Annotated in this window: 17 protein-coding genes and 1 pseudogene; 9 read left to right on the top strand and 9 right to left on the bottom strand. The window is 36.5% G+C overall.

Features of this window, described 5'->3' with window-relative positions; translation table 11 throughout:
* Positions 1–341 precede the first annotated feature (341 nt).
* Together B6258_RS13660 and B6258_RS13655 are read left to right on the top strand one after the other, a co-directional pair.
* Positions 342–1475: a hypothetical protein gene (locus B6258_RS13660; RefSeq protein ID WP_099075728.1), complete on the top strand. Its 1134-nt coding sequence runs from the start codon at positions 342–344 to the stop codon at positions 1473–1475.
* 138 nt (positions 1476–1613) lie between these two features.
* On the top strand, positions 1614–2084 hold the full coding sequence (locus B6258_RS13655) for a GNAT family N-acetyltransferase (RefSeq protein ID WP_099075727.1): 471 nt from the start codon (positions 1614–1616) through the stop codon (positions 2082–2084).
* A 128-nt stretch (positions 2085–2212) separates the two neighbouring features.
* Here B6258_RS13655 and fliT read toward each other — a convergent pair whose 3' ends face one another.
* The 3 genes from fliT to fliD are packed head-to-tail and all read right to left on the bottom strand — an operon-like array spanning position 2213 to position 4433.
* Positions 2213–2566, bottom strand: coding sequence for a flagellar protein FliT (fliT, locus tag B6258_RS13650; protein WP_023581843.1), 354 nt, complete (start codon positions 2564–2566; stop codon positions 2213–2215).
* An 18-nt stretch (positions 2567–2584) separates the two neighbouring features.
* Complete coding sequence (fliS, locus tag B6258_RS13645) at positions 2585–2983, bottom strand: flagellar export chaperone FliS (protein ID WP_023581844.1); 399 nt, start codon at positions 2981–2983, stop codon at positions 2585–2587.
* 19 nt (positions 2984–3002) lie between these two features.
* A complete protein-coding gene (gene fliD / locus B6258_RS13640) occupies positions 3003–4433 on the bottom strand; it encodes a flagellar filament capping protein FliD (protein ID WP_099075726.1) in 1431 nt (476 codons plus the stop codon).
* A gap of 387 nt (positions 4434–4820) precedes the next feature.
* On the opposite strand from fliD, the gene B6258_RS13635 reads away from it, so the two are divergent.
* A complete protein-coding gene (locus B6258_RS13635) occupies positions 4821–5963 on the top strand; it encodes a FliC/FljB family flagellin (protein ID WP_099075725.1) in 1143 nt (380 codons plus the stop codon).
* Positions 5964–6199: 236 nt separating this feature from the next.
* Here B6258_RS13635 and B6258_RS13630 read toward each other — a convergent pair whose 3' ends face one another.
* The 6 genes from B6258_RS13630 to B6258_RS13605 form a co-directional block, all read right to left on the bottom strand.
* Complete coding sequence (locus B6258_RS13630) at positions 6200–7219, bottom strand: tyrosine-type recombinase/integrase (protein WP_099075724.1); 1020 nt, start codon at positions 7217–7219, stop codon at positions 6200–6202.
* Between the two features lie 207 nt (positions 7220–7426).
* The gene (locus tag B6258_RS13625) at positions 7427–7873 is read right to left on the bottom strand and encodes a hypothetical protein (protein ID WP_099075723.1); all 447 of its coding nucleotides are present in this window, start codon (positions 7871–7873) and stop codon (positions 7427–7429) included.
* 57 nt (positions 7874–7930) lie between these two features.
* Positions 7931–8758 (bottom strand): YfdQ family protein, encoded by an 828-nt coding sequence (locus B6258_RS13620; RefSeq protein WP_099075722.1) that lies wholly within the window; start codon positions 8756–8758, stop codon positions 7931–7933.
* 65 nt (positions 8759–8823) lie between these two features.
* Positions 8824–9198: a hypothetical protein gene (locus tag B6258_RS13615; RefSeq protein WP_099075721.1), complete on the bottom strand. Its 375-nt coding sequence runs from the start codon at positions 9196–9198 to the stop codon at positions 8824–8826.
* Between the two features lie 173 nt (positions 9199–9371).
* Entirely contained in the window at positions 9372–9713 is a 342-nt protein-coding gene (locus B6258_RS13610) for a hypothetical protein (RefSeq protein ID WP_129586862.1), read from the bottom strand.
* Positions 9714–9921: 208 nt separating this feature from the next.
* On the bottom strand, positions 9922–10389 hold the full coding sequence (locus B6258_RS13605) for a hypothetical protein (RefSeq protein WP_099075719.1): 468 nt from the start codon (positions 10387–10389) through the stop codon (positions 9922–9924).
* A 128-nt stretch (positions 10390–10517) separates the two neighbouring features.
* On the opposite strand from B6258_RS13605, the gene B6258_RS13600 reads away from it, so the two are divergent.
* The 6 genes and pseudogenes from B6258_RS13600 to B6258_RS13575 form a co-directional block, all read left to right on the top strand.
* Positions 10518–10739 (top strand): transcriptional regulator, encoded by a 222-nt coding sequence (locus B6258_RS13600; protein ID WP_063108339.1) that lies wholly within the window; start codon positions 10518–10520, stop codon positions 10737–10739.
* 82 nt (positions 10740–10821) lie between these two features.
* Entirely contained in the window at positions 10822–11280 is a 459-nt protein-coding gene (locus B6258_RS13595; protein ID WP_099075718.1) for a YmfL family putative regulatory protein, read from the top strand.
* An 88-nt stretch (positions 11281–11368) separates the two neighbouring features.
* The gene (locus tag B6258_RS13590; protein ID WP_099075717.1) at positions 11369–11578 is read left to right on the top strand and encodes a hypothetical protein; all 210 of its coding nucleotides are present in this window, start codon (positions 11369–11371) and stop codon (positions 11576–11578) included.
* Positions 11568–11747 carry a DUF4222 domain-containing protein gene (locus tag B6258_RS13585; RefSeq protein ID WP_004247132.1) on the top strand — a complete coding sequence of 60 codons (180 nt, stop codon included), beginning with the start codon at positions 11568–11570 and terminating at the stop codon, positions 11745–11747. Before B6258_RS13590 ends, B6258_RS13585 begins: the two co-directional genes overlap by 11 nt.
* Positions 11748–11759: 12 nt before the next feature.
* Entirely contained in the window at positions 11760–12851 is a 1092-nt protein-coding gene (locus B6258_RS13580; RefSeq protein WP_099075716.1) for a replication protein, read from the top strand.
* 171 nt (positions 12852–13022) lie between these two features.
* Positions 13023–13202 (top strand): annotated as a pseudogene (locus B6258_RS13575) (phage regulatory protein/antirepressor Ant); the annotation flags it as partial.

The following is a 13202-nucleotide window of genomic DNA, read 5'->3' as shown; positions in this document are numbered from 1 at the left end:
ATAGAAAATCCTGCATTTTATTTAATGCGGGATTTTTTTATCCAAAATTTAAAGAATTGCCTTTTAAAAAGCTTTATTCAGTTTATTTATCTTCGGGTGAAAATAAGTAAAAATAAGGTGTTTACTTATATAATTTAATTACTTTGATCTGACAATGATTTTCTCGTTTTTTTACGTAAGTAAAATTAAGATATGTGATCTCAACTGTACTAATCCATTTTTACTCATTGAATAAAAAAAGGCTTATGGTTAATGTGCTGGTGGGCTAAGGAATAGCTCAATACAAGGAAATAAAAATCATTATTTTGATTTTTTAGTTATTAATAAAAGGAAATTTAATTATGACAGTATTAACCGTTTATTTATGTGGTACTGGGTCTAACTCATTTGATAATAATAATCCGACCTTCTGGCAAGGTGAATTAGTTTCCACTTTAGCGCAAAACAATCAAGGTAGAGAGTTTGCACAGTGGTTGATTGTTGATGGCCCAGGTAGTGGTAATCTGCAAGAAGATGATTTATGGGTTGAAAGCCCTAATTACTCTGATATTAAGGGTTCGTTATTTGGTAGTGGTTGGGAAGAAAATGTTAATCATGCACTTTGCTTAATGAAAGGTAACTTTGATTGGCAGCGTGAAAAATTGACAGAAGAGCAGTATAACCAACTGAAAAAAGCGGGCATTCCTATTGAAGATGTCAAAGTAACAGGCTCTTTTTTATGGCGTAAATATGACTATGGCGATCGTCAAGTCACTCAGCAACAACTTCAACAGCAAATTATTCGTATCTTCCGTAAAGATGGCATTATTCCAACACAAGTTAACTTAGTGGGTTGGAGTCGTGGTGGTATTACTTGCCATATGTTAGCGAATGCGATGTTGGCAGATCCTCAATTAAAAGATATTCCAGTAAATATTTTTGCTATTGACCCTGTTCCCGGTCCACTGAATTTCCAACATGAAAAAGTAACACTGGGTAAAAACGTCAAAGAATATGTCGGATTTTATGCAAGAGATGAGCGATCTAAAGGATTTACTTGCGTGATCCCAACCGTCGCTGCGGACACTAAAATGCATATTTTCCCTATTTCAGGACGCCACGCCACATTAGTGGGTAATGCATCTATTGATGGTAGTGAAGGTGAAAATGCATTATATGCGCCGGGTATTGTGGTTCGCCATTTTGCAGAAGTCTGTTTAACTCGTTGGGGTTGTGATTTAGCCAATAAATTAGCCTTAACGGATACACAAATTACGGGCTATCACACCGATATTGCTAATGATGCAGATAAATATATCGCAATGCGTCGTAAAACCTATTCTATTTATGAAAGTACGGGTAAAGATGAGCGAAAAGTCTCATTGGGTAAAGAGGGTAAAGCGTTCTCTGAGATCCATGGTGGACAATATAACCCATCAGTAGGTTTAACCGCAGATTATTTATCTAATCAGCAACTCTATGATGTAATTAAATAAATTATTATTTATCAGATTATTATGAGCTAATATATCGCCCACAGTGAAAGTGGGCGATTTCTTTTATTTGCTTTCGCAGAAAGATAATAAGAAATTATAGAAATTATATTAATACACAACAATCACGGGAAAAAGCACATGAATTGGATTTTAAAATCATTTTCACAACTCACCACAGATGAGCTTTACGCTATTTTAGCTTTAAGAAATCAGGTATTTATTTGTGAACAGCAATGTGCTTATCAAGATCTGGATGGGGTAGATCAAAATACGTTACACCTGTTTGCTAAAGAGGAAGATAGCCAGCAAATCATTGCTTATGCTCGTCTGTTGCCTCAAGGTATCGCATTTAAAGAAGCCTCAATAGGGCGGGTGATTGTCGCTCAAAATCAGCGGGGAAGTGGTATTGCCCATCAGTTAATAAATGAGGCGATTGCCACTACGTGTCGTCAATTTAATACCCATACAATAAAAATAATGGCGCAGGCTTATTTAGTCTCATTTTATCAATCACATGGTTTTGTTATCGATTCAGAAACTTATCTTGAAGATAACATTCCACATATTGATATGGTTTTAGTGCAATCTGTACAATCTATGTCTATGTAATCAAAAAAACAAAATGGTAAACATAGATTTTTACGTTACCGATAACAAGTTAAGCTGAATGATAAGAATCACTTTTTCTAAGTAAAGACGCCATTAGCTAATAAAACCGCTTTTGGCGCAGAGGAGAGTTATTTAAGATTGAGATCAGGATAATAACTATGTTCTGTAAACTGACCATAGCTATTTTGTACCCTCTGCTCTTGTTCAGTCTGTCTTATTAATATGCCAAGCTCATCTAGACGAGCTCGTAATAAATTTCGCGTCTCATTTTCGTTTTCTAAGATTTTCTTTAGCATATCCGTGAGGCGTTGTTGTAGTCTCAGCTCACCGTCAGCAGGTTTTATCATTTTAGTGATACTTTCTACGCTTTTTAAATAATCCATTTCCATTTCTATCAGCTTGTCCCATTGCTGATCTTTGGCAAGCGTTAACATTTGCTCACTTGATTTTAAAACATGCTCGTAAGCCGCCATAATATCCATATTGTTGTCCACTCTAATTTAATAAGAATTAATCTGTGTGCCGATTTGTTGCCAAGCATCAGAAATTTCAGTTAAGAGCTTGATGACTTCATGAATTTTTTCTGGATTATTTTTTAAGTTAGCATCGAGTAGCTGATTAACCATATAGTCATAAAGGAGCTCCAGATTCTCTGCAAGCTCGCCGCCTTTTTCTTTATCCAGCCCTTGTTTTAATCCGTTACCAATAATATTAATGGCTTTAGAAATATTTTCGCCTTTACCGGCGATATTTCCTTGTTCCATTAATATTAATGCACGGCGAAGGGCGCTAAGCGCCCCATTAAATAGGATCTGGATCAGCTGGTAAGGCGTGGCATTTAAAATCTCGCTTTCAACGTCGATTTGAGCATACATTTTACTGGCTGATTGTTGATACATATTATCCTACTTTTAAAAATTACATTAATAGACGGCCGATTGAGGCACTCGAGTTAGTCATGGAGTTCACCATTTTATCTAACTGTTGGAACTGGTTTTTATAACGTTCCATCGTGGCTGCAATATTGCGTTCCGTGTTTTTAATTTGACTATCTAATGTTTTCTTACGTTTTTTTACGCCATCAGTGGCAACATCTAAAGTACCATCATTAGATTGCAGAGTTTTCTTTAGGTAATTATAGGTTTGGGTACCAAAGCCTGTTTCTTTACCATCACCCATAAAAAACTCTTTCACGTTAGCGGGTTTTTCTTTTAACGCTTCATCCAGTTTTTTGCTATCAATATCTAAAGAGCCATCAACCTTAAATTTAATTCCCATTTTATTAAGGGTATCTAAATCAGAGGTGCTTTGTGAACTTGTTACAAAGCTTTTTAGTTCTGACATAATCATACGGCTGGTGGTATCACCCAGTAATACACCATTATCTTTTGATGCCGCTTCGCCTTTTTCTACTTGTGTATATTTAGTCAGAGATTTATAGGTACTGTTTAACTCGTTATAAGCATCTGTCCAGGCTTTAATGGCCTTTTTCATTGGCTCAATATCACGAGCGACATTAATAATTTCAGGCTTATCAATATTCTCTTTATTACTGTTAGTCGTTTTTTTAAGATTTAAAATGATCCCTTCTGGGGCATCTTTAATCTCATTGGTCTGGCGTTCAATTTCAATACCATTAATCGTTAATTCTGCATTTTTTGCGGCAACGATTTGTTTCATACCTGATTTATGTGGAGCGCTATCAGCATCGGGTGAATTAGATAAAAACTTATTCAGTTCGTTATCACCTTCAACTTTGATGGTCATCATTGAATCTGTCCCTTCTTTACGAGAGGTTAAGATCAAATGGTTAACGCCATCTTCAGCTTTAACGATTGAGGCAGAAACATTACCTTCTTTTTTATTGATTGCATCACGCAATTCAATCATTGAAGTTTGTTCATCTGTTAGCTCAATGCGTAAAGGTTCTTTCTCACCGGGTTGGGTTATCACTAATGTGCGTGTTTTACCTGCACCTAACGTTTCCCCAATCTGATTTTTAACGTTATTAACTGGAATTGATTTTAATGTTTGTGCATGAGCAAGTGTTTTTACTGAAACGGTATAGTTACCTACGCTAGCTTTACCGTCAGTAGTCACTTTAAAGGCATCAAACTCATCATCCACTTTGGTGGCAACAATTTTATCGAATTTTTTTAACTCTTCTGATGCTTTCTGTAATTTATCAAGTTGGCTACGGATCTTACCGTAAGCGGTAATTTTCGCCTCGTAGCTTTTCATCTGTTTATCTAGGGGTTCAAGGCGTTTATTTTCCGCCGCCTCTAATTGTGCCAATGTTTGGCTAAGAGGCATCCCTGAGCCCACGCCTAGTGAAGCAATACCAGCCATACCGGTCTCCTTTCTGTGTTCGTAAAATAATCCTCAAAAACCGTTATCGGTAGAATCGGCGAAAAGTTTACGTCTATTTGGCATTTTTGATGACGTAAACAGGCTGCCATATAGAAGCCTTTTATTGCTATTGATGACCAAAGTCGAATTTAGATAACTGAAAAATGGCTTGAGATAAAAACTGATAAAAAATGAATAAAAAAATAATAAATTAATTTCTTTATTTATCATTGGGTTGATATTAATTCTATAAAAAAACACAGAAATATTTGTCGGAAAAGTTAAAGGTTGTATGTGGGGTGCCGATAAACTTGTTGCCGGTGATTGACACCGTAAATGAATAGGCAAACTTTTATTTTATCGACTTGATTTTAAAGGAATCTAGCTATGGCACAAGTCATTAATACCAACTATCTATCTCTGGTAACTCAAAACAACCTGAACAAATCTCAGGGAGCTTTAGGAAGTGCAATCGAGCGTCTGTCTTCTGGTCTGCGTATCAACAGCGCTAAAGACGATGCAGCGGGTCAAGCGATTGCTAACCGTTTCACTTCTAACGTAAATGGTTTAACTCAAGCAGCACGTAATGCGAACGATGGTATCTCTATCGCTCAAACTACTGAAGGTGCACTGAACGAAATCAACAACAACTTACAACGTATCCGTGAGTTAACAGTTCAAGCGAAAAACGGTTCTAACTCAGAATCAGATATCAAATCAATCCAAGAAGAAGTTAAAGAACGTCTTAGTGAAATTGACCGTATTTCTGAGCAAACTCAATTCAACGGCGTTAAAGTGCTGAGTGGCGAAAAGTCAACTATGACTGTTCACGTTGGTACTAACGACAAAGAAAAAATTGAATTTGAATTGATAAAAGTTGATAGCAAGACGTTGAAAATCGACGAATTAGAAGTTGGTGCTGAAACTAAATTTAGTGGTGTAACTAAAGCTGAAATGACCGCTGGTAAAAAAACAGCTGCACAGTTGGCTCCAGCTAAAGTTGGTGAAGGTATTGTTGCTGCTGACTTAGGTAAAGCATCAATTGATGGAGCACCTGCTGCTACAGTAGATGATGTTGCTGAAGTAAATGGCAAGAATTATATCACTGTTGGCGGTAAAACTTATGAAGCTGAAGTATCAGTTAAAAACCCAGCTGACCCACTTCAAGCAAAAACCTTAGAATATAAAGTTGGTAAAGAGGTTAAAGTTTATACACCTGAAGAAGTTAAGGTTGAGGAGGAAAAGACTAAAAAGGCTGAAGCTCAATTGAAAACTTTAGACGAAGCAATTAACTCCGTTGATAGTATGCGTTCTTCTTTAGGTGCGATTCAAAACCGTTTTGAATCTACTATCAACAACCTGAACAACACTGTTAACAACTTATCTGCTGCACGTAGCCGTATCCTAGATGCTGACTATGCAACAGAAGTTTCTAACATGAGCCGTGGTCAAATTCTGCAACAAGCGGGTACTTCAGTACTTGCTCAAGCAAACCAAGTACCACAAACTGTTCTGTCTCTGTTACGTTAATTCGTACACTGACACAAAAGATACCTTTCTATATTCAAAAGGTCCTCGTAAGAGGGCCTTTTTATATTAAGTAAACTATCTTTCTTACCTTTTAATTTTTTTAATTTCATTAAATATTAATAGATTGAGATTTATTATTTATTTTATGATATCTCAAGCATTAAATTTTATTGAATTGAATATAATAGAGCATTATTACTATTGTAAAATATCAATTAATTAAGATATTAGTTGTTTCATTTTTTGGTCTTATCTATCGAGTGTGGCGAAATTGTGACGAGTTCACTATATTTACTTAAATGTTCTGTATTTAAATGGGCGTACCTTTTAACCATTTCTAAAGTCTCCCATCCTCCCATTTCTTTAAGTACCATCAATGGGGTTCCATTTTGCACATGCCAACTTGCCCATGTATGTCTCAAATCATGAAATCTAAAATCAACCAATCTAGTTAACTTTATTGCTCGTGCGAAATCCTCTAAGCCGATTGAATGTTTTTTCTTTCCAGTTCTAGTAAATATGTAATCGAATTTTCGTGGGATATTTTTTAGAATATTTACTGCCTCTTCATTAAGTGGAAGAGTGCGAGCTCGTTTCGACTTTGCATTTTCAGCAGTAATAATAGCTATACCTTTGTCTAAGTCTACATTGCGCCACGTTAATGAAAGTAATTCTCCTTGTCTGGCTCCAGTCAGTAAAGCTAAACTAACAAGGTCTTTCATCCACTTAAGTTTTAAATTATTAATTAAATCAATTGCTTGCTCTTTTTTAATCCATCGGACTCTAACCGTAGGTTCCCTCATTCTTGGAATATATAATTGTTCTTTAATCCATCCCATTTTATGAGCAAGTGAAAAAGCTCGCATAATGAAAGCTCTATATCTATTTTTAGATGCATTAGATAGCTTTCTTTTTCTCGCTGTACTATAAATAGGTAAAGAGTTAGCTATTTCTTCCCTTGTGATTGTTGATATTTTTCTCCCTTTAAAAATACCTAAGAAATATTTAGCTTGGGTCTGTTTATTTGAAAAACTTCTCTGTCCTTCTGCATCTTTTAAAGCAAGAATAATAATTTCATCGAAGATCTTATCAGGATGCTTATCCAATTTATCTAGTTGCCATAAGTCATATTTCAACTTGTCATGATATTCTTGCGCTTTTGTTTTGTCCGAGGTGCCAGCAGATTGTCTAATTCTTTTTCCATTTGGAGATGTGATATCAATCCAGTATTTTTTACCTCTTTTGTAGATCGGCATTTTGAATTTCTCCCACCACTGACTAATGTTAGCCAGTAAATATTGTTGTCATTAAACTGTGCTAGCTCAAATTTTTTCAAACTTTCGCGGTTTGCTCTCCATGAACCACCTACTCGAAACATAAAAAAATTAGTAGGATTTCGATATATAGTATGACGAGAAATCTTTAGTTTCCTTGCGTACTCTTTCAGTGTGAAATAACTATCATCATCCATTTATCTTTCCTTTACATAACTCATAAAAACGGCGTAGGAACATTGACTTTGCTTGTGGTGGTGTTAGTGGGTTAACAACAAAATCACTTTCTGGAATATCATCAAGCATTAACCAATTACTACCAACATCAATTTCCAAATCACGTTTTTCTGTGGCTAACATCATTAAGTCAGCAAAATTAACTGCATCAGATATAGTTGATGGCAGATCTTTTACATAGGCTTCACTAGCATCATGAAGTAAGGCTTCTAAAGCATATTCAGGTGCAACTAAATAGCTGACATATACCAAGTGTTGAGCAACTGAATAGAAATTATCAATCAGCCCATTAAAGCGACATTCATTAGCAAGGCCACTGGCAATATCTTGAATATCTATATCTTCGATCCGTACATCGAGATAATAGAAATGTTTATTTGTTGTTGCAATATAAGACATTATTCTCTCCACACAATTTTATAAACGCCACCAAGTTAGTGGCGTTTGTATGATTAATTACGCTGAAAATTTACCAATGAATATTTCAATTTTGCTTTCATTGAATTCATTGCAAAGCATATCTCGAAACTCTTGAGCAATTTGTTCTTCAAGTTTTTCAAGTTGAATGATTCGAAGGACTAAAACAGGAATATCATCACCAGTGAGTACGCTATAACGTAATTTAATGCTACGTTCTTTTAATTCGTCATAAGGAGTACAAGTAAACTGGAATGTGGCAGGCATAATGTCTTTGCTTTTTGCTTCAACATTTTCTAACACTGAGCGCTTAGCACTAAAATCAGCATCTTCATGTTCAGCAGAGCGTGTTGATTCAATCGTAATACGACGAACAGCAGAAATAGCTTGTTTGATATCTAAAACATTACCGTCAGCATCAAATGCCATTAAATAATCGTGCCAATCTTCTAACCACTCGGCTAATTGTTTTTGACGATATTTAACACCATCCATTTTTAATAATGCTGTGAATGGGGCGGTTTGTTTTAATTTCACAATAGCAGTGTTATCAGCATGACCTGCTTTACCTATTGTGCCGAGATTAAAAATAGTTTCTGCTCTCATTTCATCGGCATCAATAAAGCAACTAACACCTTCTTCTATCGCATTCTTGATTGAGTATTTAACAAAGTCGCTGATACTGGTTGTTTTCATTTCCCCGCGAAAACGGAAACGACATTCTTGTAAATTTTCTAAACTACTTACTTTAAAGTCATTCGGAAGCACAATCGCTGGGCATAATGACTTCTCTATTGCATTGAGACTTAATGAAGCCACTGTCATATCTTGAATTTGCGAAATAGCATTACTGTCTAATTGAGACATGAGTAAACTCCTACTTATTTAAAAGTATTAAATTAAATGGACAGGTTTAATTAAAAATAAGAAAACTAATTAATGGCTTTTAATTTACCTTCGGGTTGACCTTGTAAAGAAAATAATTGACCTTGATCTTCTTGCATAATGGTCAACTTGCCACCTTTACCCACGTACATAGGTGTTTTGGTGGTATCTTCCTCAGTCCGTTTTCCTCTAGGTGTTGGTGCAGAGAATTTAAGCTTATGAGTTATTTCAACTCGTTTTTCTTCCATTGAATTACTAATGCGAGCAAAATCTAATTCAATAGTGACTTTGCCTTTTCCACCATTATTTAAAACGCCTAAAGCCACATCATTTAAAACAGCAGAGACTTTATTTTCAAAAACGCCAGCATCTAATTCAGAAAGAAAGTCAGGGACATTTGTCTTACGATCTTCTTGGCTCATTTCTATAACCTCATGTTATCTCTTCACACAATAAGAAAGGGCACTAGCGAGTTGATACAACCCGGATAAGACATTTCACAAGCAATACCAGTACCCTTATTTATTGTTAGATTTGATAAAAATGGCTGACTGAGCAGAACATTATCACCACACCCCCGTTAATGGTTAAAGACTCAATCAGTCATTGTTCCTCGTTTTTGACCCAGAAGAAAGGAGAGGGTATCTGCAGCACTTAAAAGAGCTTCCCGCTGACGCCACAAAACACATTGTGCTTCAACTATTGGGTAAGGGACTGAATCAGATACCGGACGCAGTTCAGTGGCTACAAACAGTGCTCCGTTCTTAACAAACTCAGATTCTTCACTATGTTTTACAAATTTAATCCAACCGATGGTTTCGTGTAGCTCTAACCAAAAGTCTTCATGGATATTGTCGGTTGACAGAGTTAGCGCGTTCTTATGAAAGACTAAGGCATAGATTTTGATGTTTTGTTTTTCATTAGTAATATTATTCACGCTAATTTCCCTCCACACAATTGATTCTCTTCACACATAAAAAATCATTTACTTTGTATTTGAGTAGGCATTGGTAATATTGTTGACACCAATAAGATAGCGTAACGCTAATGTTTGGTCAATAGCATTACGCTAATAAATTTGTGTTTATTTTTTTGGGGATTTGTTGAGAGGCAAAAATAATGGCTTTCCATCAGACCAAGCAAGTTTAAGCTCTGGTTTTGATCTTATTTTTATTGCTTTTATTGTTTGCAAACCATTTTCTTGATTTTAGTTCTAACGAGTCAGCATGAGCTTTAGCATCTGTATCAACCCACTGAGGGATTGGCGTGGAAGTGTCTTTATGTAAAATAAAATCAATTATTGACTTTATTGCGTCATCAGCAGAATCATAAGCTTCTAGAAAGCTATTATTTCTATGAGATTTATCAGTCTTACATGGAGTATGATCTAGTGTACCTATTTCTAAACCAAGCTTTTCTTCGATCTCTCTAGCTAAAGGGGAGCCCATATTTCTGGGGTTACCACTTTTGCTATCTATAGCCTTATTTCTTATTTGCGATAAGGTCGCATCTGTTTTTGCTCTTCCTAAAGCTATATTCAAGTTAGCAATAGTTTTATGTTGTTCAATAAGCATATTAAGCCATTCACGTCTAATTTCTTCAATAGTTTTCATATCATTGCCAATTTTATTTATTTTCTACATTAGATAGCAATGCACTAACCATTAGAAGAAGTGAAACGCTATTGACTAATGATAGCGAAACGCTATTATCTAGATAGGTAATATGTAAGGTAAATCAAATGACACTAAAAACATACACAAGTAACAAACGGGGAAAATCTACAGAACTAGCCAGAAAATTGGGAGTTCCAACGACACTTATTTCTCAATGGGCTAATGGTGTTCGCAAAATTCCTGCTGAACGTTGCCTTGAAATTGAGAAAGCGACGTTAGGTGTAGTTCGGTGTGAAGAGCTTAGACCTGATATTGATTGGTCGTATTTGCGTGGAACTCAACAATGATTTCCATAGTTTTTTACTGAATAAACAATAGCAAAACCGTTTAAAGCAGTTAACTACAAGAATCTATCAATGGTGGTAGGAAATGAGTTGTCAATCAATAAAACAGGTAGTGAAAGCGATGTGTGAGGCGACAGCTGGTGGACGTGAAGCAATGGCTGGTGCGCTCGGTCTGTCTTTAACATCATTCAACAACAAGCTTTATGAGAAAAACGGTTGTCGTTCATTTGATTTAAATGAGTTGTTAGCGATGCAAGATATTTCTAAAACCGTTTTGTTTGCTGAGTTTGTTGCTCGTGAATCCAATCGCTTGTTAGTGAATAGAGTCAATCCAGCTGAACTAGACATAACCGAGTTATTCACATTACGCAGCAATGTTGATGAAATGCAAGGGCATTTAGCGTTACTGATGAAAAATAGTTTGGCTGATGGTGTTATTGATAACGAAGAAGAGCAGAAAATAAAAATGATGTTGGATGGATTAATTTCGCAGATCCGCACATTTATGAATGCGTTTGTTTCGTTATATCAAAAGAGAAATTAAAGATGGCTATATCCAGAAAGGGTGAAGCCAAAGGTGTACGGCCTCCGGCTTCGGTTTGCAAATTTCAATTGTGTGAAGAGAAATTAGCATGAGTAGATTAGCGCATTTAGTACCTAAAAAGCAATTTCGTTGTTTACCTGTCTCAGGTCGTCAGTCATTTCGCTATGTGGAAATCATAGCCTCTGACGAACAACTAAACAACTACCAACAAAAAATAGGTCTGGTAGATAGACAGTCCCTTAAAAAGGCATGGGCTGATTTTTATTTTTCAAGTGGAGAGTGGGGCAATGAGCAATGAGAACCCAAACCAACTTGATCGCTACTACAAAAATCACCGAGGTATTGTTGTTCATGTTGTTCGTTATGACAGAGAAAAACAGCGCGTCATTTTTATGCTGGATGGCTGTGATGATCCGCAATGTGAACCTGTACAGCGATTTAAAGAGAAGTACACACGTATTAAGTAATGAGGTGGCAAGATGAGTTTATTATTACTAAAAAGTCGCCCTTTAGTCGTTATTCCTGAATTAGCGGTACGTCTTGGTTTAAATGAGGCGATGCTGTTACAGCAAATTCAATATTGGCTAACTGAAACTACTTCAGGTGTTGAATATGACGGCTCACGTTGGATTTATAACACCGTTGAAGAGTGGAAGGAGCAATTTCCTTTTTTCTCTGAATCAACGATTAAACGCGCTTTTGCTAATTTGAAAAAGCAGGGTGTTTTACGCATCGAGCAAATCAATAAATCGAACCATGACCGCACTAATTATTATGCGATTAACTACGCTCATCACTTGCTGACCGAAGAGGTCAATATGACCCAATCGAATGGTGATAATTCATCTGATCGAACAGTTCAAAATGACCTTATCGATAAGCGCAAGTTGAAACCATCAAACAGTGCAAAATGTGCTGTTCTGAATGGGTCAAAATGGCCTGTTCTTACAGAGAATACAACAGAGATTACTTCAGAGAGTACAACAGAAACAGATCATTCGTCGCAGAATTCTGACGAATCCAGCGACCAGTCGAAAAATGATTTTTTAACTCGTTATCCTGAAGCAGTAATTTACAGCGCTAATGGGCAGAAATGGGGAGATGAAGATGATTTAAAAACGGCGAAATGGATGTTTGGTCGTGTTAAAAAACTGAATCCCTCCGCATTAGAGCCTACTTGGTATGACTGGGCGAACGATATCCGCCTGATGCGCCAAATCGATGGGCGTACCCATGAGCAAATTTGTGCCTTGTTCGATTGGGCTAACAAAGATTCATTCTGGCACAAAAATATTTTAAGTCCTCGAAAATTACGTAAACACTTTGATGAACTCACTGTCCGTAGCCAAGAGCCAAGGAATGAACCAAAAGTTCAAGTTGACACCGTTGAACGTGATAGTGCCTTTTCCCGCTTGATTGGCTCTCGCTCTAAACCTAAAAACCGCATTGAAGAAATTGCACTTGAGCTAGCAGGTAAAACAGGCATTCGTCGTATGAGTGAGTTTTCAGGTCGCCAAGCATGGAACAGCATTTGGAAGCAAGCGATAGAAATGTTACAGGAGGCTCAGTAATGCTAACTAAATACATTTTGTTCGTTGGTTTTTGGTTTGTAGTGACATTACTGATTGGGTTATGGGGTACTTATGCCTGAGTTGATGTTAATGGATATTGTGAAGGAGAGAACAATCTGCCCATTTAATCACGTGATGTACGGTCACGAGTAAAACGTGGAGAGAAATAGCATGATGCAAAAAATAATGGAAGTTTCAGTATTACCCATAATGAATCGTGAATTAACTATGTCGAGTCGAGAGATTGCCAGTTTAACGGGAAGTAATCATTCCGATGTTAAGCGTTCTGCCGATAGGCTTTTTGTTGCTCAAATTTTAACCCAGCCATTGGCTGAGTTCCCTTTTGAACAT

Origin of the sequence: Proteus alimentorum, from assembly GCF_002607735.1 — a bacterium.
Lineage (GTDB): Bacteria > Pseudomonadota > Gammaproteobacteria > Enterobacterales > Enterobacteriaceae > Proteus > Proteus alimentorum.
This window is presented reverse-complemented; position numbering and strand designations above follow the sequence as displayed.